The sequence below is a fragment of the Rurimicrobium arvi genome (assembly GCF_039540495.1).
Classification (GTDB): domain Bacteria; phylum Bacteroidota; class Bacteroidia; order Chitinophagales; family Chitinophagaceae; genus Rurimicrobium; species Rurimicrobium arvi.
Genome location: NZ_BAABEZ010000024.1, coordinates 86,220 through 111,029 on the forward strand (window position 1 = coordinate 86,220; position 24,810 = coordinate 111,029).

At 49.3% G+C, this 24,810-nt stretch carries 30 protein-coding genes and 1 tRNA gene; 12 read left to right on the forward strand and 19 right to left on the reverse strand.

The window, feature by feature from the left end:
* Positions 1-90: 90 nt before the first annotated feature.
* Both cysK and ABD846_RS12810 read right to left on the reverse strand, forming a co-directional pair.
* Positions 91-1,014 carry a cysteine synthase A gene (gene cysK / locus ABD846_RS12805; RefSeq protein ID WP_344827692.1) on the reverse strand — a complete coding sequence of 308 codons (924 nt, stop codon included), beginning with the start codon at positions 1,012-1,014 and terminating at the stop codon, positions 91-93.
* 24 nt (positions 1,015-1,038) lie between these two features.
* Positions 1,039-1,863, reverse strand: a complete 825-nt coding sequence (locus ABD846_RS12810) for a serine O-acetyltransferase (RefSeq protein ID WP_344827695.1) — start codon at positions 1,861-1,863, stop codon at positions 1,039-1,041.
* Positions 1,864-1,923: 60 nt separating this feature from the next.
* Here ABD846_RS12810 and ABD846_RS12815 point away from each other — a divergent pair, with 60 nt between their 5' ends.
* The 4 genes from ABD846_RS12815 to ABD846_RS12830 all read left to right on the forward strand — a co-directional run bounded on the left by ABD846_RS12815 (position 1,924) and on the right by ABD846_RS12830 (position 4,223).
* Positions 1,924-2,085 (forward strand): hypothetical protein, encoded by a 162-nt coding sequence (locus ABD846_RS12815; RefSeq protein WP_344827698.1) that lies wholly within the window; start codon positions 1,924-1,926, stop codon positions 2,083-2,085.
* 179 nt (positions 2,086-2,264) lie between these two features.
* A complete protein-coding gene (locus ABD846_RS12820) occupies positions 2,265-3,368 on the forward strand; it encodes an FAD-binding domain-containing protein (RefSeq protein WP_344827701.1) in 1,104 nt (367 codons plus the stop codon).
* A complete protein-coding gene (locus ABD846_RS12825; protein ID WP_344827707.1) occupies positions 3,365-3,532 on the forward strand; it encodes a DUF2256 domain-containing protein in 168 nt (55 codons plus the stop codon). The genes ABD846_RS12820 and ABD846_RS12825 overlap by 4 nt, the downstream gene beginning before the upstream one ends.
* Entirely contained in the window at positions 3,525-4,223 is a 699-nt protein-coding gene (locus ABD846_RS12830) for an SDR family NAD(P)-dependent oxidoreductase (protein WP_344827710.1), read from the forward strand. Before ABD846_RS12825 ends, ABD846_RS12830 begins: the two co-directional genes overlap by 8 nt.
* Here the strand turns inward: ABD846_RS12830 and ABD846_RS12835 are convergent.
* Complete coding sequence (locus ABD846_RS12835; protein WP_344827713.1) at positions 4,213-4,764, reverse strand: NADPH-dependent FMN reductase; 552 nt, start codon at positions 4,762-4,764, stop codon at positions 4,213-4,215. The genes ABD846_RS12830 and ABD846_RS12835 overlap by 11 nt on opposite strands.
* Positions 4,765-4,861: 97 nt before the next feature.
* On the opposite strand from ABD846_RS12835, the gene ABD846_RS12840 reads away from it, so the two are divergent.
* The gene (locus ABD846_RS12840; protein ID WP_344827716.1) at positions 4,862-6,121 is read left to right on the forward strand and encodes a T9SS type A sorting domain-containing protein; all 1,260 of its coding nucleotides are present in this window, start codon (positions 4,862-4,864) and stop codon (positions 6,119-6,121) included.
* 36 nt (positions 6,122-6,157) lie between these two features.
* Here ABD846_RS12840 and ABD846_RS12845 read toward each other — a convergent pair whose 3' ends face one another.
* A complete protein-coding gene (locus ABD846_RS12845) occupies positions 6,158-6,733 on the reverse strand; it encodes a pentapeptide repeat-containing protein (protein WP_344827719.1) in 576 nt (191 codons plus the stop codon).
* 23 nt (positions 6,734-6,756) lie between these two features.
* On the reverse strand, positions 6,757-7,044 hold the full coding sequence (locus ABD846_RS12850) for a hypothetical protein (protein WP_344827722.1): 288 nt from the start codon (positions 7,042-7,044) through the stop codon (positions 6,757-6,759).
* Positions 7,045-7,266: 222 nt separating this feature from the next.
* On the opposite strand from ABD846_RS12850, the gene ABD846_RS12855 reads away from it, so the two are divergent.
* Both ABD846_RS12855 and ABD846_RS12860 read left to right on the forward strand, forming a co-directional pair.
* The gene (locus ABD846_RS12855; RefSeq protein ID WP_344827725.1) at positions 7,267-7,476 is read left to right on the forward strand and encodes a hypothetical protein; all 210 of its coding nucleotides are present in this window, start codon (positions 7,267-7,269) and stop codon (positions 7,474-7,476) included.
* A gap of 183 nt (positions 7,477-7,659) precedes the next feature.
* Positions 7,660-7,818: a hypothetical protein gene (locus ABD846_RS12860; RefSeq protein ID WP_344827727.1), complete on the forward strand. Its 159-nt coding sequence runs from the start codon at positions 7,660-7,662 to the stop codon at positions 7,816-7,818.
* A 155-nt stretch (positions 7,819-7,973) separates the two neighbouring features.
* Here the strand turns inward: ABD846_RS12860 and ABD846_RS12865 are convergent, their stop codons facing one another.
* The gene (locus ABD846_RS12865; protein WP_344827730.1) at positions 7,974-8,276 is read right to left on the reverse strand and encodes a hypothetical protein; all 303 of its coding nucleotides are present in this window, start codon (positions 8,274-8,276) and stop codon (positions 7,974-7,976) included.
* Between the two features lie 155 nt (positions 8,277-8,431).
* On the opposite strand from ABD846_RS12865, the gene ABD846_RS12870 reads away from it, so the two are divergent.
* Positions 8,432-10,873 (forward strand): M1 family metallopeptidase, encoded by a 2,442-nt coding sequence (locus ABD846_RS12870; protein WP_344827733.1) that lies wholly within the window; start codon positions 8,432-8,434, stop codon positions 10,871-10,873.
* Between the two features lie 71 nt (positions 10,874-10,944).
* On the opposite strand, the gene ABD846_RS12875 is transcribed toward ABD846_RS12870, so the two are convergent.
* From ABD846_RS12875 to ABD846_RS12935, 13 genes are all read right to left on the reverse strand, one after another.
* Positions 10,945-11,178, reverse strand: coding sequence for a hypothetical protein (locus ABD846_RS12875; RefSeq protein ID WP_344827736.1), 234 nt, complete (start codon positions 11,176-11,178; stop codon positions 10,945-10,947).
* A 161-nt stretch (positions 11,179-11,339) separates the two neighbouring features.
* Positions 11,340-12,506 (reverse strand): molecular chaperone DnaJ, encoded by a 1,167-nt coding sequence (dnaJ, locus tag ABD846_RS12880; protein ID WP_344827738.1) that lies wholly within the window; start codon positions 12,504-12,506, stop codon positions 11,340-11,342.
* A 43-nt stretch (positions 12,507-12,549) separates the two neighbouring features.
* Positions 12,550-13,125 carry a nucleotide exchange factor GrpE gene (locus tag ABD846_RS12885; RefSeq protein WP_344827740.1) on the reverse strand — a complete coding sequence of 192 codons (576 nt, stop codon included), beginning with the start codon at positions 13,123-13,125 and terminating at the stop codon, positions 12,550-12,552.
* 177 nt (positions 13,126-13,302) lie between these two features.
* The gene (gene hemL, locus ABD846_RS12890) at positions 13,303-14,589 is read right to left on the reverse strand and encodes a glutamate-1-semialdehyde 2,1-aminomutase (protein ID WP_344827742.1); all 1,287 of its coding nucleotides are present in this window, start codon (positions 14,587-14,589) and stop codon (positions 13,303-13,305) included.
* A gap of 48 nt (positions 14,590-14,637) precedes the next feature.
* Positions 14,638-15,612 (reverse strand): porphobilinogen synthase, encoded by a 975-nt coding sequence (gene hemB / locus ABD846_RS12895; protein WP_344827744.1) that lies wholly within the window; start codon positions 15,610-15,612, stop codon positions 14,638-14,640.
* 16 nt (positions 15,613-15,628) lie between these two features.
* Positions 15,629-15,925 (reverse strand): thiamine-binding protein, encoded by a 297-nt coding sequence (locus tag ABD846_RS12900; protein ID WP_344827747.1) that lies wholly within the window; start codon positions 15,923-15,925, stop codon positions 15,629-15,631.
* Positions 15,926-15,937: 12 nt separating this feature from the next.
* Positions 15,938-16,870, reverse strand: coding sequence for an oxygen-dependent coproporphyrinogen oxidase (gene hemF, locus ABD846_RS12905; RefSeq protein ID WP_344827750.1), 933 nt, complete (start codon positions 16,868-16,870; stop codon positions 15,938-15,940).
* A 103-nt stretch (positions 16,871-16,973) separates the two neighbouring features.
* Positions 16,974-17,999, reverse strand: coding sequence for a uroporphyrinogen decarboxylase (gene hemE, locus ABD846_RS12910; protein ID WP_344827754.1), 1,026 nt, complete (start codon positions 17,997-17,999; stop codon positions 16,974-16,976).
* Positions 18,000-18,003: 4 nt separating this feature from the next.
* Positions 18,004-18,711 (reverse strand): uroporphyrinogen-III synthase, encoded by a 708-nt coding sequence (locus ABD846_RS12915; RefSeq protein ID WP_344827757.1) that lies wholly within the window; start codon positions 18,709-18,711, stop codon positions 18,004-18,006.
* Positions 18,701-19,615 (reverse strand): hydroxymethylbilane synthase, encoded by a 915-nt coding sequence (gene hemC, locus ABD846_RS12920; protein ID WP_344827760.1) that lies wholly within the window; start codon positions 19,613-19,615, stop codon positions 18,701-18,703. The genes ABD846_RS12915 and hemC overlap by 11 nt, the downstream gene beginning before the upstream one ends.
* A 21-nt stretch (positions 19,616-19,636) precedes the next feature.
* Positions 19,637-20,878: a glutamyl-tRNA reductase gene (gene hemA, locus ABD846_RS12925; RefSeq protein WP_344827763.1), complete on the reverse strand. Its 1,242-nt coding sequence runs from the start codon at positions 20,876-20,878 to the stop codon at positions 19,637-19,639.
* 129 nt (positions 20,879-21,007) lie between these two features.
* On the reverse strand, positions 21,008-21,787 hold the full coding sequence (locus ABD846_RS12930) for an inositol monophosphatase family protein (RefSeq protein WP_344827766.1): 780 nt from the start codon (positions 21,785-21,787) through the stop codon (positions 21,008-21,010).
* Positions 21,788-21,810: 23 nt separating this feature from the next.
* On the reverse strand, positions 21,811-23,262 hold the full coding sequence (locus ABD846_RS12935) for a TolC family protein (RefSeq protein ID WP_344827769.1): 1,452 nt from the start codon (positions 23,260-23,262) through the stop codon (positions 21,811-21,813).
* A 171-nt stretch (positions 23,263-23,433) separates the two neighbouring features.
* On the opposite strand from ABD846_RS12935, the gene ABD846_RS12940 reads away from it, so the two are divergent.
* From ABD846_RS12940 to ABD846_RS12955, 4 genes are all read left to right on the forward strand, one after another.
* A tRNA-Met gene (locus ABD846_RS12940) sits at positions 23,434-23,507 on the forward strand.
* A gap of 127 nt (positions 23,508-23,634) precedes the next feature.
* Positions 23,635-23,901 (forward strand): helix-turn-helix domain-containing protein, encoded by a 267-nt coding sequence (locus ABD846_RS12945; RefSeq protein WP_344827772.1) that lies wholly within the window; start codon positions 23,635-23,637, stop codon positions 23,899-23,901.
* Positions 23,902-23,930: 29 nt separating this feature from the next.
* Positions 23,931-24,533, forward strand: coding sequence for a hypothetical protein (locus ABD846_RS12950; protein ID WP_344827775.1), 603 nt, complete (start codon positions 23,931-23,933; stop codon positions 24,531-24,533).
* A gap of 26 nt (positions 24,534-24,559) precedes the next feature.
* Entirely contained in the window at positions 24,560-24,808 is a 249-nt protein-coding gene (locus ABD846_RS12955) for a hypothetical protein (RefSeq protein ID WP_344827778.1), read from the forward strand.
* Positions 24,809-24,810: the final 2 nt, after the last annotated feature.

Sequence of the window (24,810 nt, forward strand, 5' to 3'; positions counted from 1 at the left end):
GTCCCAAAAATTGCGATAATTACACTAAATTATCCGTTTAAGTATTGATAATCAATTAACAAAAGCACCCGGGTTCTCCGGGCGCTTCTTTTAGTGTGCTGATCCAAATAAGCCGTCTACAGAAAGATACCGTTCTCCCGTATCGTAATTAAAAGTGAGTATTCGGGCTCCCGGCTCGATTTGTGGTAATAGCCCGCTGATCGCCGCCAGGGAAGCGCCGGTGGAAATGCCTGCAAAAATACCTTCCTCCCGCGCCAGCCGTTGCGCATGTGCGAATGCATCGTCGCGCCCTACAGTGATAATCCCGTCCAGAACCGAACGATTCAACACCGGTGGCACAAATCCCGCACCGATTCCCTGAAGCGGATGCGGGGCCGGATTGCCACCACTCAGCACCGGAGATAACTCCGGTTCCACTGCAAATACTTTCAGCTGAGGAAAATGCTGTTTGAGCACTTCAGCCACCCCGCTGATATGGCCGCCCGTACCTACACCGGTAATGAGGTAGGCTATTCCGTCCGGAAAATCATGTATAATCTCACGTGCGGTGGTATTGCGGTGTATCTCCACATTAGCGGGGTTCTCGAACTGTTGCGGAATCCAGGCGCCCGGTGTTGCTGCGGCCAGCTCCTGCGCACGTTCTATAGCACCTTTCATGCCTTTTTCACGCGGTGTCAGCACAAATGTTGCGCCATATGCCGACATCAGTTTCCTCCGCTCTACGCTCATCGATTCCGGCATCACCAGTATGATACGGTAACCTTTTACCGCCGCCACCAGCGCCAGTCCGATGCCGGTGTTGCCCGATGTCGGCTCGATGATCACCGAGTCCGGACGCAGTAAGCCACGCTGCTCTGCATCTTCGATTAAAGCTAGGGCCAGTCGGTCTTTAATGCTGCCGCCCGGATTGTTTTTTTCCAGTTTGATCCATACATCATACCGGTCTCCAAAAAGGCGGTTGATGCGTACATGCGGCGTATTGCCGATCGTTTGCAAAATGTTGTTTGCTTTCATTGTATTGTATTTTAAAGTGAATAATCAGATAACGAAATCGATGGCATCCGGGAATACATGGTTGCTGCGCACCACAATATTGTTGCGGCTGTACACCACCGAATCGGGTTCCACAGAGTGCGTCAGCCACACATTGCCGCCAATGATGCTGTTGCGGCCAACCACGGTGTTTCCTCCGAGAATCGTAGCTCCGGAATAAATAGTGACATGGTCGCCGATAGTGGGATGCCGTTTAACATCTGCCAGATCCTTTGCAACGCTCAACGCTCCGAGCGTCACTCCCTGGTATATCTTTACATGGTTGCCGATGATCGCACTCGCACCGATCACTACACCAGTGCCATGGTCGATAAAGAACGAGCTTCCGATCTGAGCAGCAGGGTGGATGTCAATACCCGTGTGGCTGTGTGCGTGTTCGCTCAGCATGCGCGGGAGGGACGGAATGCCCAGCTGGTGCAGGTGGTGGGCGATACGGTAAACGAACGTGGCATAAAAGCCCGGATAAGCATAGATCACTTCCTGCAGGGAACCGGCCGCAGGGTCGAATGCCAGGATCGCCTCCGCATCAGCGATCAGCAGTGTGTAGAGATCCGGAAGCACATCGAAAAAACCTTTGGCATCCGCCGCAACCATTCCGGGCTGATCGCCCGCCAGATGCAGTAAGACCGCCAGTCTTCGTTGCAGGTGCAACTGTTCTTCATAAAGTTCCTGCAACCCGATGCCCGAGGGGAGGAACAAAAAGGCGAAAAGATCGTCGAGCAGGCGCGCAACCTGCTTTTTGTCTATGTAATGCGCCGCATCGGCATTACGCCGCTGACGCAATTGCTGCAGGAAAGAAGTACCATGCATAATTGTATAGTTTGAAAATGGAAAAAACAAAATGATTTATCCGGCCAGAAGCGCGGACGAATGGAAACAAACATGGTGCAGACCGGCGTTTTGCCGGACCGCTACAGTCAGTCTGTTACAGGAAGAGGGTATTACGCCATACAACAACAGCAATACAGGGGACAGCAACAGCACAGTGCAGCGAAACCCTTTACAGTGAAGGATACCGGTACGAAGCTGTGATTGCGTAACTGTTGCATAATGCGTCTGTTGTTTTGTGAAGACGGTAAAAAAAGAAGTGACCTGTATGTCACGAAGGTTGAAGGTAGTAATTTTTAGCATTCATGACGCAGGTGCTTACAAAATTGCTGTTCCGCTGTAATTTTCTATTTGTTTAACTAAATTGCAGCAAAAGTTAGACAATGTTTGCTGTGCTGCCTTATGCGGAACTACTGTCCTGCATTGATAATATTGATCCTGTCGCCTATGCACGCACACGCAATTATCAAACCGGATCGGTTACGCGGTTGTCTCCCTACATTTCCCGGGGTGTTGTTTCCACAAGATTTATTTTCGACCGTCTGCGGGCTGCCGGTCACACCTGGAAGGAAATGGAAAAGTTGGTTCAGGAACTGGCCTGGCGCGACTATTTCCAAAGGGTATGGCAGGTACGCGGACCTTCGCTGGTGGAGGAACTGAAGCATCCGCAGCAGCACATCGTGCATGGGGAAATTCCCGTTGCGGTCGTCAACGCTGTTACGGGCATACAGGCAATCGATGAAGGCATTTTCGGATTGTACCGCGAAGGATATATGCACAACCATATGCGCATGTATGTTGCGTCCGTATGCTGCAACATTGGCCGCGCGCACTGGCTCCAGCCTGCGCGGTGGATGTACTACCATTTGCTGGATGCTGACTGGGGTTCCAATGCCTGCAGCTGGCAGTGGGTCTGCGGCGCATTCAGCAATAAGCGGTATTTCGCAAACCAGGAAAATATCAACCGTTTTTTCGGAACTGCACAACAGCATACTTTTCTCGATCTGCCTTATGAGGCAATGGAGCATATACCGGTGCCGGATGTGCTCTCCCGTTCCACTCCGTTTATGGTGGATGCGCTGCTTCCCGCGTCCGACGAAATAGCATCCGCCCATTCTGAAAAAGTGCTGCTTTACAATTGGTACAATCTCGATCCGTTCTGGCATAAGGATGAACCTTGCACCCGTATTTTATTACTCGAACCTGAAATATTTGGAAGATATCCTATCGCCCCGCATTCTGTCGCTTTCATGCTGCAGCTCGCAAGGGCTATTCCCGGACTCCGTGTGTTTACTGGTTCTTTTGCAGAACTGAAGCAATATTTCCCGCATGCCCGTTTTTATTATAAGGAGCATCCCTGGAATCATTACGATGGTTGTGAGGAACCCAGGGATTGGCTCGCGCCGGGTGTAAACGGTTGGTATCCGGGCTTTTTCCCTTACTGGACAAAAGTGTCCGCTGTTCTGCAAAAGGAGTTGAACGTATGAAGCGGGTGAAAAAAGGAGATCTGCCGGAAAAGATATGTGCGACATGCGGACGTCCGTTCAGCTGGCGAAAAAAATGGGAACGGGTATGGGACGAAGTATGCTACTGCAGCGACCGTTGCCGTAGTGAGAAGAATAAACTCAGACAAACCAAAGAACATGAATAATATACTTGTAGCAGGAGCCGGTAAAGGAATCGGTCTTTCGGTGGTACAGCGCTTACAGGCAACTGCCAATGTTTATGCACTCAGCCGAACGGTTACTGACGAACTCCGTGCCGCCAATGCCACGGTGCTGGAGGGTACAATGCCTGATAACGCCGGGGTGCTGGATCAGCTTCCGGACGTATTGCACGGAGCGGTGTACTGCCCGGGATCCATCAACCTGAAACCTTTCAACCGGCTGAGCAATGAAGATTTTCTGAACGATTTCCGTCAGAACGTATTGGGTGCAGTAACATTATTGCAACGCGTACAAAGTCGGCTGAAAGCTGCGAACGGAGCATCTGTTGTGTTGTTCAGTACTGTTGCCGCTGCTGTGGGCATGCCGTTTCATGCATCTATTGCTGCTTCAAAGTCGGCACTGGAGGGACTGGCAAAAAGTCTGGCTGCGGAATGGGCATCTGCGCAGATACGCGTGAATGTGATCGCGCCTTCACTTACGGACACACCGCTTGCCGCTGCGCTGCTGAATACTCCCGAAAAGCGCGAGGCATCCGCTAAAAGACACCCTTTGCAGCGTATCGGAGATCCGGCTGAAGTGGCAGAAGCCGTGGCGTTTCTGCTGGGAAACGGCAGTGCTTTTATGACAGGACAGGTGTTGGGAATGGACGGTGGTATGGCGCGGCTTAAGGTATAGGGTGGGATTGGTGTATCAATGCTTCCAGCCCCGCCATAAGATCGCTCAGCGACTGGCGCAGTTGCAGGTCCGATAGCTCGCCCGCTTCATTCATTTTGCTCCTGATACCATGCACCAGCAGGCAGGTAGCCGCATTGAACCGTGCACCTACGGTGCGCATCAGCAATTGAAGCTCTTCGTGTCCTTTTGCACCATGAGCCGAGGCGGTAATGAGCGCACAGGGTTTCTGATCCCATACTGTAGACGCAACGGTCCACTCGATCAGGTTTTTGAGTCCGCTCGGAATACTGAACACATACTCCGGCGTACTGATCACCACTGCATCCGCGTCCGCTATCTGTTGCCGCATTGTGCCGACCGGTTCGGGTGGTAGCGTCGCGCTCTGCTCCGGGTCAAAATGCGGGAATATCTTCAGATCCGGGATGAATGTCCATTCGATATGATCTCCGGCAAATCGTTGTATATGGGTCATCAGCTGCTCATTGGATGAGTTTTTGCTTGCACTGCCGATAATGGCCAGAATCCGGATCGCCTGTTTCATGTTGATGCTAAATAATCCTAAATGTACACTTGTTGGCAACATTTATCGGAATCGTATTCGGGGGCCATTGTAACTTAGTATATCAAATCGTGTTTTTATGAAGCCTTTGTTTACGCTGATGATCTGTATGTGTCTGGCAATGTATTCAATTGCGCAATATGCGGATCCGAATTTTCCCAAGCCTGCTTCCGGTTATGGTTCCGACGGGCCGCACCCCGTAGCTGTGGCGCGATTTGCCAATCCTGCTTTCAGCACAAAGGATATCGAGATCTATTATCCGTCTGATGCGACCACTCCTGTTCCTTGCATTTTCTACAGTCATGCATTCGGCGGAAATATTTCCGGCAACATTATCGGTATGCTGGATTTCGTGGCAATGAAAGGCTATGCGATCGTATTTGTACCATACCAGACTACCGGCGTGTCGGTTGCCGACCGTTATGATAACCTTCTGAACGGCTTCCGGCTTGCTGCGCGCACATATCCTTCTGTCATTGATACCACACGCGTGGGTTTTATGGGACATTCTTTCGGCGGCGGTGCCAGTTTTGCGCTGGCCTATCAGTGCTTCACCGAAAACAATTGGGGAAGCAAAGGGCGCTTTGTGTATGCGCTTGCACAATGGTACAGTTACAACATCAGCGAAACGCAACTGAAATCCTTTCCTGCCGATACAAAGCTGCTTGCAGAAGTATTCGATGATGATGTTACCAATGACCATCGCATGGCCCAAGATATATTCCGGACAATTAATATCGCCGACTCAGAGAAAGACTATCTGTTGCTGAAGTCCGATACCATTGCCGGTTACGTGTACGAGGCAGATCATTCGGTGCCGAATACTGCCAGCGCTTTCGACGCGCTCGACTACTATGCCTATTACCGTTTTATAGACGCGCTGTGCGACTATACATTCAACGGATCGGCGGCAGGTAAAAATGTAGCGCTTGGAAATGGCAGTGCGGCTCAGGTGACAATGCCCGGCACGATGAAGCCGCTTTCGCAAACCGATCGTCCGGTCGCGTTATATCCGCAAAGCAAATACGAGTATCCGTGTGCTGATACTCAGAATCCGCGTTCTGCTTATTGCAGCGACGGTACTTCGATAGCGGAACAGCAGATCAACCACAACGTTTCGGTATACCCGAATCCGGCTACCGGGTCGATTCAGATTGAAAGCGACGAACCGCTTGCTCACCTGTCTGTATATGATTTTTGCGGTCGTGCTGTTTTGGAGGCAAACGCGTCACATACGCACGAGCAGATCAGTATCAGCCCTTTGAAAAGCGGATTGTACCTGCTGGAATGCAATACTGTTTCGGGAACTGTAACCCGGAAGCTGTTCGTGAAGCAATAGTTTTCGGTTGCGGGAGAGAAGCCTGCAGCGGGTGTGTTATGGATCAATACGGATATCATAAGAAGACAACAATCCGGTAATGCCATCGTATGAAAACCGGGCTTTCTTAATACTGTTGCGCTCCGGGTGAATCCGGTAATTGTTTGCACAGCGGAAGTCTGCTTTATCCAGTTTCGTACGGTCAAACAGCGCATCGCTGAGATCCGATCCCGAAAAGATACAGCCACTCAGGTCCGTTTCAGAAAAATCGCATTGCAACAGACGACAGGAATTGAAAGTTGTACCCGGCAATTTCAATTTGTAAAAGACAGAATGATCGAGTTGACAATTTTTAAAAGAAAGGGACAGTCCGGAAGCACTGCACTCGTCCCAGCGCAATCCCAGCATTTTACAATCATCAAACGAACATTCGTTCCAGACGGTATCCCGCATGCGCATCATGCTCAATGAACATTGTTCGAACCGGCAATCGATGAACCGGCACCGGGAAAGATCCGCATGCGTCAGGATGCAGGAGATAAAAGTACAGCGTTCATATTCTCCCTGCTCCGGCGGTTGCTCTGTAAAGTCGGTCTTGCTAAAAGTATGATCGAAAAGATAATGATCGGACATATTGTTACCACCGAATGTAGCGCTTAATTCGCTGAATCTTTACCGGTGCAGGCCGCCGCGTCGTCCAGTTCGGGAGTGAACCGTGATTGGGACAGAAAGCGTATCGTGCCTTTGCGCCTTGCAATGCGCGTGGCCCATACGGCTCCGGTAATTACACCCATGAGCACGCAGGACAAACCCGCGAGTACGCCGTCCGGCCCGGGATAACTGAGATATATAAAGCCACCGGTAAGGCCGCCCGCAACTGCAGGGGAGAGCGCAATGCGTATCCAACCCATCGCTTCCGTCACTTTATCCATAATGTCAGGCATAATCGCTATTTTCTATGCTATTAAAAATAATGTTTTTTGTGAATTAACCATCAAATCCGGCCGTAACCACTCCGGGACTATTCCTGTAAGGTGGATTTTTATGTTTCCCATATTGCTTAACCGGTTAAAAATGCCGTTTAACCTGAAAAAAGAGCCATTTACAAAAAAGGAAAGCGGCGCTTCAGAGTCTGTATTACTTTTATATCACAAAACGCACATAACATGAGTATTTCAGACCTGATTCTCTTTGTTCATGACGGCGGAACAAGTTCTCCCGCTTTAGCTGACGGAGCACTGCTTGAACCCTACACCCGAAACGACGAAAACTTCCGCGAAGCGGCAATTACTGCCGGCTTCGATGAAACTGAAGAAATCGATCCTTATCACGCCCTGCTGCTGCATCTGAAAATGAAGCACCACTGGGATTGCTGATAATGGATAGTACATATCTGTTTTCTGTTTGACCGTGTTAAGATGAAACGAAGGCGCCGCGCTTCTGCGTGGCGCTTTTTTATGCGTATAATCCTGTAAATACTTTAGGTGATGATGTAAAAGCAGCAAGCGTCTTCTTCCGCATCTTTGTTCTATAGTTCAAACCTAAAAAACAGATGACTTATGAAAGGAACAACATTATTGCTGTTGGGCGGCGTAGCGCTGCTGGGCAGCTGGGCATGGTCTAAAAAAATGTCCCCTGAAAACAAGAAAAAAGTAAAAGACCTTTTGCGCAACAAACTGACGAAGCACTTGCCTGATAAATTGCAGGCTTCCCTCTAAGGAGAACAACGCTTTGGCAGATTAATGTAACGCAAGGAAAAAGTCCGGCCCGGGGAAACCAGGCCGGACTTTTTTGTGTGTCTGGAATTTTTTTCACAATAAAAAAGCCCTGCTCAAACGACAGGGTTTTATAAAGGGAGATTAGTATAAACGGATTAAGAGGCGAGCTCCACCAGTATTCCCCTGGCGGAATGACCCTGAAGCGCCGGGATCAGCTCGTGTCGTCTGAGATCCGCTGCATTTTCTTTCATGACGAGGTATTTGCCGTCACGGCTTTTATCGAATAAGGTGATTTTACCCTTGATATATTGAGCGCATAATTCCAGTTCCGTCTGACTTCTGAGGCCCACAAGCGCCATTACGTTATGCAGCAGGTTGCCGGCCAGGTCTGTAACCGGATACAGTGACATGCCAAGATTCTCTTTAAAGAACAGAATGTTTTCCAGTTGTTGATTCATCGCGTACAGTTTTAGAATACAAAGATGCATTTACTGCCAGATTTACTTTTCTACTTAAAACTAAATTCATTATATCATAACACATAAATCACGCTTGCTTTATCCTGAATTTTTGACGAAATTGTTACCCTTTCCGCAATTATAATCGATCAATAATGAAGCTGAGATTACTGCTGCTGGCCGCTTTGCTCCATACAGGAGCGAATGCCCAGAACTCTTATCGTTCCTACTGGAAGGATGCAACACATTACCGGGAGCATGAACTGGACATCACTCACCTGAAACTGGAAGTATCTTTTGTTCCGGAGCAGGGACTCGTAAAAGGGCATGTGGATCATCATTTCCGGGTATTGCGCCCCGAAGTGGATTCTGTGTTCTTCGATGCGCCGGCAATACGCATTGCGCAGGCCGCGTTGAATGGGAAGCCCTTGCGCTTCCGCAGTACAAAGGACGGAGTATGGGTTCGGTTGCCGCATCCGTTGAAATGGGATGAAACGGGAACGATCAGCTTCGATTATGAAGCCAATCCGCAGCGCGGTATTTATTTCATCGGCTGGAATGCCCCGGAAAACCGCGAGCATAATGCTTTTGCGGTGCGCAAACAGATATGGACACAGGGGCAGGGTATCGACAACCGTCACTGGATACCGATGTACGATGATATGAACGATAAGTTTATCACCGAGACAATCGTGCATTTCCCGGGTGATTATAAAGTATTGTCCAACGGCAACCTGGTGGATAAGCACACAGAAGGGAATGAGACCGTATGGCACTACATAATGAGTCATCCGCACGCGGGTTATCTGCTGATGCTCGGTATCGGCAATTACGCCATCGACCAGCGGAAAAGCAACAGTGGCGTACCGCTGAACCTGTATTACTATCCCGAATTCCCGGAAAGAAGAGAACCGACCTATCGTTATTCAGCCCAGCTGATCGACTTTCTCGAGCAGGAGACGGGCATCCCTTACCCCTGGGACAGTTATTCCCAGATCATGGTCCAGGAGTTTCTGTACGGAGCAATGGAAAATACCACAGCTACCATATTCGGCGACTTTTTTAATGTAGACGAACGTGCTTACGAGGATCGCAACTATGTTGGCGTCAATTGCCACGAGCTTACGCACCAATGGTTCGGTGATTATATCACGGCAAGAGACGGGCGCGACAGCTGGCTCCAGGAAAGCTTCGCCACATACTATCCCAAGCTGTTTACAAAAAAGCAGTTCGGAGCCGATGAATACGACTGGCAGCGTATCGGCGATTACAATACCACGTTGGAAGCTGGTAAAAAAGACCGCTTCCCGATTCGCTATTCGGCTGCAGGAACGGCAAGAGTATACCAAAAAGGCTCTTCCGTAATCAGCATGCTTGCCTATGTGCTCGGAGAAGATGCCTGGAAGCGCGCATTGAAAGCATATGCACAGAAGCATGCGTACGCTAATGTGGAATCGAACGATATCGTACAATCCATACAGGATGAGCTCGGACAGGATATGTCCTGGTTTTTTGATCAGTGGGTGTACCGTGGCGGAGAGCCGGAATATACAATTGCTTACGAAGCCCAGCAAAATGCGTCAGAGGGGAGCTACACGGCAATTACCGTAAAGCAGACGCATACTCGCGATGAAGTCACCGGATTATTCTCCATGCCCATTGTATTTGAAGTCTATTATACAGATGGTACCAAAGACCGCGTGAAAGAATGGATACGTGAAGAGGTGAACCTGGTGAAGATCCCGAACCGTTATGGTAAAAAGGTAAGCTTCGTACTCTTCGATCCCAACGCACGCATACTGAAGTCGGTGGTATTCCCGCGCGGCTTTGCGGCGCTGCGATCGCAATTGCTGCATGCTCCCCATATGCTGGACAGGTATGACGCTTTACTGGCGATGCGCACGATCGATATTGCCCGGAAGCGCGAGGTATTGTTGGAGGTGTTGCGCAGTAATGAATTCTACAGGGTAAAAGCAGAAGCGATCACACAACTGGGCAGGGACAAAGAAGCACAGGCTGCTGTTGAACAGACCTTCCTGAAGGAGTCGAACCCACCGTTGCGCCTTGCAGCCATAAAGGCCTGCGATGCTGCGACTGTTTCCTGGAAAGATATACTGACCGGAGCACTGAAGGATGCTTCCTACGATGTGGAGCAGACCGCACTGGAGCAATTGTGCCGGAATTATCCCGATGAAGCAGACCGGTATTTACGTGCGACGGAGCATGATTTCGGAATGAACAACAGTGTGCACATTAAATGGAACGAACTTGCTGTATTGTACGTGCCGGCAAGGAAAGACTCCGCGCTGCAACGCTTGGTATACCTGGCGTCGGATGCCTGGGAGTTCCGGACGCGTAACAACGCATTTACAGCGTTGAAGAGCCTCGGCTATTGCAATGAAACATTAATATCCCATTTGTTTGAAGCGGTGCTGAGCCATAACAGCCGCTTATCCGGCCCGGCGGCACAGACCCTCGAAAGTCTCTCGCAGCAGGCCGTTTACCGGAATATGATGCAGCGCACGTATCACGACAGTCGTCTGTCCAAAAGCGATAAAGCGAAACTCAGGGAGCAATTGAAGTTCCTTTCCCTGTAATACAACTATTGACGAAAAAGCCCGGAACTTCCGGGCTTTTTCGTCATATGCGGTAAATAAGTTGATGCATTTTACGGCTGCTCGCCGCGTTCTGTAAGTACGTCTTTGGCGAGGGCAGCCACGTGATACTCTCCATTTACGATGCTTACTTCATTCAGCAACCAGTAAAGCGTATCTGTCTTACATTTTCTCAGTTCTGCTAGGGCTTCTGTATCCGGCATCGACGCAAGTCGTTCCAGGTACAGATAAACTTGTGACAGACATTCCCCTGAATCCCTTATAAGTTTTCGCGGTGCTGTTCTCATATAATGCAAAATAGGCAATTTTTAATTGCATCAGTGATACCGTTTTAAGGGTGTGGAAAAAAAGTGGATTTGATCGCAATGCGAACTATTTTTCACGGAGATCTGTATACAAAAAAAGCGAAATCAAATGATTTCGCTTTTCTGAATCGATGCTTTTATGGTTAATTGAAGGCGTCTTTGATCTTATCGAAAAAACTCTTCTCATCTTTTTCAGTTGCCGCATCCTCAGCGGGTTTGAAGTTCGAGGAGCGTTGCAGTTTTTCCATCATCTCCTTTTCTTCTTTACTGAGATGTTGTGGCGACCATGCATTTACTTCCACCAGCTGGTCTCCTTTTTCATAGCTCTGGAATGCCGGAAATCCTTTTCCCTTCAACCGGAATATCTTTCCGCTCTGCGTGCCTGCGGGAATTTTGATCTTCGCACGACCGTCAATTGTGGGTACTTCCACTTGTGTGCCCAGCACGATGTCCGGGAAGGTCACATAAAGCGGATAGATCACGTCCAGATCGCGGCGCATCAGCTGCGGGTGTTTTTCTTCTTCGATGAGTATCAGCAGATCGCCCGGAGGACCTCCGCGCTCGCCAACGTTACCGTTACCGCTCATGCTCAGTTGCATGCCTTCCTGAACGCCTGCAGGTATGTCCAGACTGATCGTTTCTTCTCCGTATACACGGCCCTCGCCTTTACACTGCGTACATTTTGCGGTAATGCTCGTACCGTCACCGTTACAGGTAGGGCAGGTCGTTACCGTCTGCATCTGTCCCAGGAACGTGTTCTGTACTCTGCGCACCTGTCCGCTTCCGCCGCAGGTCTGGCAGGTCTTAACGGAAGCCTTGTCTTTAGCTCCGCTGCCGTTACAGGGGGGGCAGGTTACGTATTTTTTTACCTTGATCTTTTTATTCGCACCGTGCGCGATCTCGGCGAAGTTCATTTTCAGCTTCACACGAAGATTGGCGCCACGGTTGCCTCTGCCACGACCGCCGCCTCTTGAGCCGCCACCGCCGCCGAACATCCCGTCTCCGAAGATGTCACCGAAGTTGGAGAAGATATCCTCCATGTTCATACCGCCAAAACCAGCTCCGGGTCCGCCGCCTCTTCCTGCATTACCCATACTGTGACCGAAACGGTCATACTGCGCACGTTTGTCCGGGTTGCTCAGTACCTCGTAGGCCTCTGCTGCTTCCTTGAATTTATCTTCCGCTGTTTTATCTCCCGGGTTCTTATCCGGGTGATATTGCATCGCGATTTTGCGGTAAGCCTTTTTTATCTCGTCGGCGCTGGCCTGGCGGCCAACTCCCAACACCTCATAATAATCTCTTTTCGACATGGTGATTTAAATCGATTGTGTGAAAGTGAAACACGCCCCGGTGTTATTTGCCCACGATTACTTTCGCGTGGCGGATAAGCTTGTCATTCAGGTAATAGCCTTTTTCAATTACATCCACAACCTTGCCCTCCAGATCGGGAGTTGGAGCCGGGATTTCAGTAATGGCTTCATGAAACTCTGCATCGAACACATCGCCTGCTTTGGTATCCATGGCTTTCAGACCTTTATTGCTCAGAATGGAATTCAGTTTTCCGAGGATCAGGTTAATGCCTTCTTTTAAAGCCGTTATGTCCGTTGCTGTCTCCATCGTTTTTGCCGCACGTTCACTGTCGTCCAGTACGGCCAGCATAGACTGCATCACATCTTTCGATGCGGTTTGGGTGAGTTCAATACGCTCGCGTGCAGTACGTTTGCGGAAATTATCAAATTCGGCCACAAGACGCAGGTACTGATCTTTGGATTGTTCCAGCTCTGCTTTCAGCTTATCGGTTTCGCTCACAGGTGCTTCGGCAGACGCTTGTTCCTGTTGCTCCTCTCCGGATGGTGTCGTCGCTTCCTGTTCCATTTCGTGGTTGATTTCCATTTCGCTCATAGCTTCTTTCTTTTTTTTAAAAAACATAGATCCCCGTTACGAGGCGCAAAGATATTGCCAAAAGCGCTTTCAGGGACAAATTGACAGCAATATGTCGCTGAGTCTGACAGTCCGGCCTGACACTGCCATTAATACTCAGTACTGAAGGCCGTAAAAAAGGAGACCAATTATGGTCTCCCTTCTGATTTTTTATTGAAAATGAACTTATAATGCTTTCAGGCTTTCCTCCGCAGCATGGATCGTTTCGTCCAAGTCTGCATAAGTAAGCGCGTTATTCAGGAACCAGCTTTCAAATGCGGAAGGAGGCAGATAAATGCCCCGGCTCAACATTGCATGGAAGAAGCGGTTGAAGTAAGCATTGTCTGCAGCCGCCGCAGTTGCGAAATCGGTTACGGGCTTATCGCTGAAATGAATGCTGATCATAGAGCCTTTGCGGTTGATCACAAATGGTTTTCCATGCGCTTCCAGTACTTTTTGCAGTCCGGCATGCAGGTATGCGGTTTTGTCCGACAATTCCTGATAAATAGCCGGGTTGTCTTTCAGTGTTTTCAATAACGTATAGCCCGCTATCATTGCAAGCGGATTCCCGCTCAGGGTGCCCGCCTGGTATACAGAGCCCAGCGGCGCAATGTGCGACATGATCTCTTTCTTTCCGCCGAATGCGCCTACCGGCATTCCCGCACCGATCACTTTACCGTAACAAACAAGGTCTGCATCGATATGCAACGTTTCCTGTGCACCCCCCGCACTGAGGCGGAAGCCGGTCATTACTTCATCAAAGATCAGCACGATCTTTTCCTCATCGCAGATACGGCGCAACCCTTCCACAAAACCGGGTTCCGGTAAAATACAACCCATATTACCTGCTACAGGCTCTAGGATGATTGCCGCAATTTCGTTTTTGTTAGCTGCAACGAGTGCCTGTACGGCGTTCAGATCGTTGTATGCACAGGTAAGTGTATCGTTGCTGACACCGCCTGTAATGCCGGGCACGGTTTGAATGTCGAATGTGGCGAGTCCGGAACCGGCCTTTACCAGAAACGCATCCGCGTGCCCGTGATAGCAGCCTTCGAATTTGATGAACTTATTACGGCCCGTATAACCCCTTGCAAGACGCAATGCACTCATACAGGCTTCGGTGCCGCTGCTCACCATGCGGATCAGGTCCACATTTTTTGTCATAGAACGGATCAGCTCCGCCATTTCGATTTCCAGCAGGGTGGGAGCGCCGAATGATGTAGACCCTTCTGCTTTTTGCTGGATCGCCCGAACCACAGGTTCATATGCATGGCCGAGTATCATCGGACCCCAGGATGCGATATAATCGATATAACGGTTACCGTCGGCATCATAGAGATAAGCACCTTTGGCGCGCTCCATGAAAACAGGAGTGCCGCCGACGCTTTTAAATGCACGTACGGGTGAGTTCACGCCACCTGGAATGCTTTGTTGGGCTCGTTCGAAAAGGGATATGCTGTTGTTGGTTGTCATTTGATTGTTGCTGCTTATAAAAAGGAAAATTGCGGCGAAGCCTGCGTCTTAATGCATCAGCATCGCTGCCTGCTTCGCAAAATAGGTGGCTATCAGATCTGCGCCGGAACGTTTGATACTGGTAAGGCTTTCAAGGATTGCTTTGTTCTCGTCCAGCCAGCCCATTTGTGCTGCCGCTTTGATCATCGCGTATTCTCCGCTTACGTGGTAAGCACTCACCGGTACGTCCACCGCGTTGCGTACTTCGCGGATAATATCCAGGTACGCCATCGCAGGCTTCACCATTACGATATCCGCACCCTCTTCGATGTCCATCAGTGTCTCCTTGATTGCTTCGGTGCGATTTGCATAATCCATCTGATAGGTCTTTTTATCTCCGAAGCCGGGAGCTGAATCCAACGCATCACGGAAAGGTCCGTAAAAGCAACTCGCGTATTTGGCGCTGTAAGCCATGATGCCCGTTTTTATAAAATTGTTCTGCTCCAGTCCCGTGCGGATCGCTCCGATGCGGCCATCCATCATATCGCTCGGTGCCACAATGTCCGCGCCTGCTTCAGCATGACTGATGCTCATTTTCACTAAAGCCTCAACGGTGGGATCATTCACGATTTCCCCGTTTTCCACGATACCATCGTGCCCGTAGATCGAATAGGGATCGAGCGCCACGTCGGTCATCACCACCATTTCCGGCAACGCATCTTTAATCGCTTTAATGCTGCGTTGCATGAGCCCGTCTTTGTTCCAGGCTTCTTTCCCTGTATTGTCTTTGGTATCGTCTTCTGCTTTCACGAAGAGCAGTACGGATTTGATGCCGAGCGACCACAGCTCCTTTACCTCCTTGAGGGTATTGTCGACAGACATACGGTAGTAGCCCTTCATTGAAGCAATTTCCTGCCGGTAGCCGCTGCCTTCATTCAGGAACAGCGGAGCAATAAAATCGTTCGGTGTCAGTGTGGTTTCCGCAACAAGGCTGCGTAATGCAGCGCTCTGACGCAGGATCCTGTTTCTTCTTTGCAGATACATATCTTGTATGGATTGTTTATCGATGTTTGTCTGTTTTTTCTGCAGCGGTAATGTCGGCCTCACTGCGCATCTGCAGTTGTACGCCAAGAATCCACTCACGGCACTTTGCGTTGATCAGGTATTCGTTGATGTCGCCGATCAATTGCATTATATCAGAATAGGAGCCCTCCACGGTTGTGGTGAAGGCTCCTACCTCAGACTTAAGATTACTTCTTTTAATGATCGCGATCGCCTCATCTACCCATTCATAAGGGTGCTTTGTTCCTCCTACAGGAAGTAATTGTAAGGCTGCATTTACGGTGTATTGGTGCATAAATATTGCGTTTTAGGCCCAGTCTTTCGGGTGCAGACAGGCGTCAAGCAGCTTCGCTTCTTCGCTGTCCGGCGCGGGCTGGTAATTATATTCAAAACGTACGGTCGGCGGCAGGCTCATCAGGATGCTCTCTGTACGGCCATTGGTTTTGAGTCCGAAAATGGTACCGCGGTCATGTATCAGGTTGAACTCCACATAGCGGCCGCGGCGGATCTCCTGCCAGTATTTGTTCGCATCACTGTAAGGTGTATGCTTGCGGCGGGCGACGATAGGAACGTAGGCATCTACAAAGCAGTTGCCGTTGGATTGCTGAAAAGCAAACAATTGTTCTTTATCCATCACCACCGAAGGGCGCAGGTGATCATAAAATACGCCGCCTATGCCGCGCATCTCGTTGTTACGGTGCGTATTGGAAAAATACGTATCGCACCATCTTTTGTATTGGGGATAAAGTTCTGTTCCGAAAGGGTCCTGTGCCTGTTTCAATGTCTGGTGAAAATGTCTGGCATCTTCTTCAAACAGGTAATAGGGAGTGAGGTCGGCGCCGCCGCCAAACCAGCAGTCGGTAACGTTTCCGTCTGTATCATACACCTCGAAATAGCGCCAGTTGGCATGCGTGGTGGGGACAAACGGATTATTCGGATGGATCACCATGCTCAGGCCGCAGGCAAACCATTTCGCTCCTTCCACTCCCAGCTGACGACGCATAATATCTGTTACGTCGCCAAATACAACGGAAGTATTCACACCTCCTTTTTCAAATACGTTTCCGTTCGCAATTACACGCGTTTTGCCGCTTCCGCCTCCGGGGCGCTCCCATTTGTCTTCCTGAAAGGTTGCTTTGCCGTCTTCTTTTTCGAGCGCGGCACAGATACGATCCTGTAATCCATGAATGAAATCGATCCAGGCTTGTTTGGTAAATGCGGTTTTTGTTGTGGTTTCCATAATTGAAAAATTTTAGTGCAAGTTCCGTTGCTTCCGCTATTTAAAATATGATGTACATCAGTATCGGCGGTGCTTTCGGTCAGTCACGCAATTGTCATGACACTTAAAACCGGAACTCCTTCACCGTACGCACAAAGGCTTTCGCATGATCTACCGGTACATTCGGCAGAATACCATGCCCAAGGTTTGCGATGTGTCTTCCCGGACCGAATGCGCGGAGCATCTGTTTCACTTCCTCCTCGATCACCGGAATAGGTGACATCAGTTTTGCAGGATCAAAGTTGCCTTGCAAAGTTACCTGGTCACCGGCGAACTGTCTTGCAAGTTTTGCCGGGATACACCAGTCGATGCCCAGTCCCGCCGCGCCTGTCGCTGCCATCGATTCAAGACTGTGCCATGCACCTTTCGCAAAGATGATCGTCGGAACATCGTCTTTCAGCGCAGCAACGATCTGACGGATATATTTCAGTGAGAGATTTTCGAAATCCTGAGGACCGAGCAGACCGCCCCAGCTGTCAAATACCTGCAGTATGTCTGCTCCCGCGGCCACCTGACCTTTCAGATAAGCGATTGTGGTGTCGGTGATCATTTGCAGCAGCTGATGCGCGAGTTCCGGATGCGTGTAGCAGAAAGCCTTAGCCTCGTCAAATGTTTTACTACCCTTACCCTGCACCATATAGCACAACAATGTCCAGGGAGCACCGGCAAATCCGATCAGCGGTACGCGACCATTCAGTTCCTTTTTGATCAGGCGGATCGCATCAAACACATAGTGCAGCGTTTCCTGTACGTCCGGAACACGGATGCGGCCCAGGTCTGCTGTTGTTTTGATCGGGTCGGGCAGCAGCGGACCAACATTCTCCTTCAGTTGCACCTCGAGCCCCATAGCCTGGGGAACCACAAGAATGTCTGAGAAAAGGATTGCGGCATCCACACCTACGATGTCTACCGGCTGCAGGGTGATTTCACAGGCGAGCTCCGGTGTCTGACATCTTTCGAAGAAACCGTATTTATTACGCAGCGCAATATATTCAGGAAGATATCTTCCTGCCTGGCGCATCATCCATACAGGAGTACGCTCTGTTTGTTCTCCGCGCAGGGTTCTTAAGATCAGGTCGTTTTGCAACATATAATTAAGGGTGTTTTTTATATAATTGAATGAGGGTTTCCACCACCGACTCCTTGCTCGCACTTGCGGCGATATGCACCTGTTGCTGCAATGCAGCCCCGAATGCCGCGGCTGTGCTTTGCCCGATGCAGATCAGTTCCGGAATAGCGGACAGGTCATTATCCTGCTGCATACTTTCTATCGCGGAAGGACTGAAGAATAAGGCTGCATCAGGTTGGAAATCCAGTTTCGACGGGCGTTTCAAGGTATGGTAGACGATTATCTCTTTTACAGAGATACCTGCGGAAGCAAGCAACGCCGGTAATGTATCCATACGGCTTCCGCCACAGAAAAAAGTACAGGATTGCGGTGCCGCGGATATGATTAATTGAGCCAGTGCACGTGAGTCCGGTGCTGTGGCGGATATAGTCAGGTGAGGCCAGTATGTTCGGACTGTCTCTGAAGTTTTCCCTTCGAGACAAAATATGTTCCAATCTTTCGGATGTCCGGATCCGGACATCCGCGCAACTGCGGTAACAGCATTACTGCTGGTGAAGATCATATTCCCGGAAGCATGGGTTGTTTCGCTTACCTGTTGCCGCAATGCGGCATCCTCCGGGAATTCGATAGCGATCGCCTCATATACATGCAGATCCAGTCCCGCCGAATGTATCTTTTCGGCCAGTGCAGCCGGTAAGGGCGCGGTACTGAGTATTTGCGGTCTATGCTCCAAGATTGCGAATCGATTGTACGATACGGTCGGCTCCCTGTTCCAGCAATTCCTGAGCCGTGCTGAAGCCGATACCCGAGGCTTCGGCACGAGGTACTGTTCGCTCGATTTCCATTTTTTCTTTTCCGTCTGTGCTGAGGATATTGCCGCGGAAGCGGATCGTGTCACCGATCAGTTCGGCGTAAGCGCTGATCGGAGTGGAACAGCCGCCCATCAGCGTTTTAAGGAAATCCCTTTCTATCTGAACGCAAAGTGCGGTATCGGCATCGTTAAGTGGCGCACATGCTTCCAGTGTATCGCCGTCGGTTGCACGGCAGGCGATCATTACGGCACCTTGTGAGGGAGCAGGCAGCATCCAGTCTAGGTCCTGGGCATATTCCGGCCGCAGACCGATACGTTCAAGTCCGGCCGCAGCAAATATGGCCCCGTCCCAATCGCTGTCTGCAAGCTTTTGCAGACGGGTCTGCACGTTACCGCGCAGATTGTCGATGCGTGCATCCGGGTACCGGTTCAGCCATTGCGCCTTGCGACGCACCGATCCGGTTCCGATAACCGCATGCCCGTGTGTCGAGGTTTTCGACGGGTGAGGAACGAATATATCGTGCACCGGACCTCTCTTCAGCACGGCGGCCTGCATCAGACCTTGTGCAAATTGGGTAGGTACATCTTTGAGAGAGTGAACGGCAATATCGATCTTGTCACTGAGCAGGTATGCATCCAGTGTTTTGGTAAACACGCCCTGCACACCCATGGCGTAGAGCGGGGTAACCAGATCCAGGTCGCCTTCGCTTTTTACCGGCACGAGTTCAGTGGATATATGGCGCGCTTCCAGCAATGCCTGTACGGTATGAGCCTGCCACAGGGCGAGTTTGCTGTCACGGGTGCCTATTCGGATTTTCCGGTTCATGAGTTATTGTGTAAAGGCTGATCAGGAACTTGCCATGAAGTCATTGATCGCCCAGATAAAATTGCAGCCACCCTCGTTTTTCTCACGCATCTGGGTGGCCATATTGTTCAGTACTTTCTGTATGCGGTCGTCGCTTTGCAGAGGAACGCTATCCTGCTGCATATGTTTCTGCTGGATGTTTTCCAGTGTGCTTTTTACGGCTCTGATCACCGGCACATGCTGGCGCATCACGTACCAGTTTTTGAATTCATTGATCTGCTCCTGGATCAGTTGTTGTGCCTTGGGTATTTCCAGTTTCCTTTTCTGTAACGTAGCATCAGCCACTTTGGATAATTCGTCCACGTTGACGAGGCAGATGCCTTTATACCCCGCAATGCTCATTTCCACATTGTTGGGGATGGATAGGTCGATAACCAGCGATGCAGCGCTGTGCTCCAGGTGTTTTTGCAGCAGGGTAGGCTGCGGGGCATTGGTGGCCACAAGTATCACATCTGCCCGTGCCGCTTCGGTTTCGAGGCATTCATAAGGCTGGAACCGGATTCCGAGTTCCCGTGCCAGCGCCTCTGCTTTTGCATTTGTGCGGTTGATGAGGGTTATATCTTTCGTGCCTAAAGTGCTTACGATGTTTTTACAGGTATTGCGACCGATCTTTCCGGTACCGAGCAGCAATATCTTTTTGTCGGCTGTTTCCGTAAAATGCTGGCGGATATATTGTGCTGCAGCAAATGATACCGATACCGAACCACTGCTTAGTTGCGTCCTGCTGCGGATATTCCGCGAAGATTGCAGCGTGTGATCCAGCAGTTTTTCAGTGAACAATCCGGTGCAGCGGTTTTCTTTTGCCGTCTTTACCGCTAATTTGATCTGGCTGATGATTTCATAATCACCGAGGATCTGTGAATCGAGCCCTGCGGAAACATGGAACAAATGCTCCAGTGCCGAGCGTCCGTTTTTCCGGTAAGACAGCTGATGGAAGCTGCCAGCATCTCCTTCGGTCTGACTGCATAAAAAGCCTGCAAGGTGCGCAGCGCTTGGCGCGAAGCCGTATATTTCAGTCCTGTTGCAGGTGGAAACAACAAAAAATTCCTCTATCCCGAAATCTGCGGCCGTCGACAGCAGATTTCTGTATTGTTGTTCGTTGATCGCAAACCGGCCTCGTGTTTCAGCATCTGTATTCCGGTAGCTGATGCCTGCGATATGGAAATCTGATATGTTCTTCAATAAACTCACCCGTGGAGCGTCGGCTGTTTGTTTCGGTTGCAAATTTATTGCCCGCATGGCTAACAGCCTAAAGATGACCCTGTTGGAATGTCATCTCTCTGTCATTCTCTCAATGAATATGACAAAAATCATAAAAATGGGTAAATCGAAAAAGTTTATTTCCGGCGGGCGTTATTCTTTATTATTGATCACGCGCAGCATTGCTTCGTGGATATGTCCGTTTGTTGCGAGTGTTTCCTTATCAAACACAGTCGTTTCGCTGCCGTCGAAATTGGAAATGCGGCCTCCCGCTTCACGAACGATCAGGTAGCCGGCTGCTACATCCCAGGAATTGAGGTTATATTCCCAGAATCCGTCAAAACGTCCGCAGGCAACCCAGCAAAGGTCGATTGCTGCCGAACCGAGCCGGCGTACGGGTAAACCCTGCAGGATCATGCGTTCAAATACTTTAATCGGGTGTTCTTTGGTTTCGGGCCATTTATAGGGAAAGCCCGTAACGAGACAGGCAGTTTTAAAATCCTGTTTTGCGGAAACACGGATCGGCTCTCCGTTCAGGAAAGCTCCCTTGCCGCGCTCGGCGAAGAAAAATTCGTTCATCAGCGGGTTATACACCACGCCCATCAGCATTTTACCCTGGTGGCGCAAACCGATGGACACGCAGCAGATCGGAATGCCGTGTGCAAAATTCACGGTGCCGTCGATCGGATCAATGATCCACTGGTATTCGGAATCCTGGATCATTTCCCCTACCTCTTCACTGATAATACTGTGGCCCGGAAAGCGCTCTTTGATGATGTCGATAATCACTTTCTCGGAGTGGTTGTCGACTTCCGTAACCAGGTTGTTTTTACCATCTTTGCTTTCAACGGTGAATACACCCTGGAAATAGCTGCTGATTATCTTTCCTGCAGCATTGGCGGCATCTATGATCGCTTGTCTGAGTTGTTCCATGTCAATAAGGTCGGGAGTTAGTTTTAGAGTGCCAGCTTTTTGCCCAGGTAATAGTCGATCACCTTCAGTTTGAAGATCAGATCGTATTTATTATTCAGCAGTGTGGCTTCTGCTTTATACAGGTTGTTTTGTGTAACGAGGTATTCCACCGTGTTTGTCAGTCCCAGCGCGTAGCGTTTTTCGGCAAAGTCGAAAGCGCGCTGTGCCGCTTCCTGTGAACGGCGGGATGCGTAATATTTCTGAATGGCATTGGTGACGTCATTATGCGCCTTGTAGACATCCTGTTTCAGTTTCAGTTCGGTCTGATACTGATTCAGCTCCTGGGTCTGCACATTGATTCTGGCCTGCTGGTAAGCGTATTGGCTCTGCCATGCGTTGAAAATAGGAATGCTTAAAGTAGCGGAAACAGTCTGACGGAAGTTGTTATCCAATTGCCGGAACAAAGGCACATTATTATACAGCGCAACATAATTCGGCTGCATGACTTCAAGGCTGGTACCGCCCACATTCACGAAAGCACCGGTGGGAATATACGTTCCGTCGGTAGAGTAGGATGCAAACTGCTTGTAGGTGCTGGTCCAGTTGCTGCCCAGCTGCCCTGCGACGCTCAGTTGCGGGAACAATCCGCCGCGCATTGCATCGCGGTTTTTCTCCGCTGCCCTGAGCTTTAAATTACTGCTGCGGATCGAAGGTATATTCCTTACTGCTTCCGAATAGATATAATCAGCGTTCAGCGTCTGCAATGAAATGCGGTCCTCCATAGGAATTTCGGGTATCACCGCTTCAAACGGAACTTCAAAGTCCAGGTTCAGTATCGCCTTCAGGTCCAGAATAGAGGCACGGTAATCAGCAATAGCGGAAATCAGCGTCGCGCTGTCGCTGGCAAGCTGTGCTTCGAGTTGTGCTACGTTCAGCTCCGGTACCCGGCCTACATCCGCAAATTTCTGAGTCTGGTTTAACTGCTGCGCCGAAAGCGCTACCTGTTTTTCATTTACGCGGATCTGTTCGCGTGCCATCAGGATGCGCAGGAATCCGGTAGCCACGTTCAGCGAAACATCATTACGCAATTGTTCCACATCGGCTCTGGCTGCTTCCAGACTGAATTTGTTTTTGGCAATGTTGTTGCGTTGCTGGAACCATCCGAAGAGCAATACGCTGGAAGAGGCGCTGGCGCTCACAAATGAATATTTTCCCTGCACGAACTGGTTGGTAGTAGGATCGATGGAACGACCGTAGCTCACGCCGTAAGAAGGTGCGATATTCAGCGACGGAAGCTGCGCCAGGCGGCTTTGCTGCAGGTTCAGTTTGGCAAGGCGGGCATTCAGTACATTCTGCTGTATGGAAATATTGTGGTCCAGCGCATACTCGATCGCATCCTGCAAAGTCCATTGTACTTTATCCTTTACATCGGACTGTGCAGATACGGAAAGCACCTGGCCGCATAAAAGCAAAGCCGATAAAAAAACGTTGCGCATCGTAAGTGGTGTAGATTTGTTCGTTCTTCGGCAAATATACCATGTACCGTTTATATACCCGGATGAATTATACATGAGCCGGTGAATTATCGGTGATTCTGTTGCGACGAAATTTATTTTTGCAATTTTTTTCTTTTTTCTGACGGATCGATTACATTTGCACTCCCAAATGGCGAGGTAGCTCAGGTGGTTAGAGCGCAGGATTCATAACCCTGAGGTCTCGGGTTCAATTCCCGATCTCGCTACATTCAAAATCAAGCCTTTCAGCGTAAAAACTGAAAGGCTTTTTTGTTTTGGTACAACAATGGTCCAACAAATTGCTTCTCACACCGGGTTATTTGTAAAGAATTTCTGGTTGCGTATCTTTAACCGATGGAGGTCATTTGTTTAGAAGATGCAGCTTTTTATGCCTTGATAGACAAGGTTGTAAAGCGACTGACTGACGGTAAGCCTAAAACTGAAAAGTGGGTGTCCGGTCAGGAGGCCATGCAGATGCTGCGTATCACTAGTAAAGCAACCTTGCAGAAGTTTCGGGATGAAGGCAAAATCAGGTTTTCGCAACCTGAAAAGAAGATCATACTTTACGATACGGATTCCATTCAGGAGTTTTTGAATAAAAACGCGCGAGAAGTTTTCTAATCATATAAAGGTTTAAAAAAGGAAATTATATGGCGGAAGCAATTATTGGGCTTGTTGGCGTGTTGATTGGCTCGGCAATTTCTTTGTTTCAAGGTTATTGGAATCAGAGGCGTTTGGAGAAAAGGGCTGCTCGATACCTAGCGATAAGGGTCATTTGCGTATTAGATAAGTTTATTCAGGGTTGTGCGGAAGTGTTGAAGGATGATGGCCTTTCATGGGGCCAGCGAAATAAAGACGGATGTTTGGAACCCCAAGTGAAAGTTCCCGGACCGCCAATTTTCCCAGATGATATAGATTGGAAGTCTGTAGACCACGATTTAATGTACAAGATATTATCAATGCCGTCGGAAGTTGAGGCCGCTGATAGGATGATCGAAGCTGCGAGTGATTTCTCCACACCACCGGATTTTGAAGAACTGTTTAATGAGCGAAGATATCATTATAGCGGATTTGGGAGGCACGCAGTTGTATTGTCAAATGACTTATCTAATCGTTATGGCATAAAAAAAATGGTATATAACGATTGGAATCCAGAAAATTATTTTACTTGTGAACTTGAAAAAGCCACAGCAAGAAGAGAACGTGTATTTGAGTACTCTAAAAATTTGACTAAGGATTTAAAAGCATCTTAGTTATAGGACATTTTAATCGATTTAACATGGATGAGGAATTAGAGGTTGATCCAGCCTATCAAAAAGGTTTTAACGGTGGATATACCCTAGCTAAAGAAGACCCGGAATTGCTAAAGGCGCTTCTTCAATCAAAAAATGACCATAGTCAGTATTTTCAAGGGTTGAAGGCAGGGGGCAGAGAATATCTAAGGGAAAAATTTAAAGATGAATTACAACGTGATAGAGAAAAGATTGAACGCAGTGTTGATAAAAATAAAGAACGAGAAAAGGAGTGATT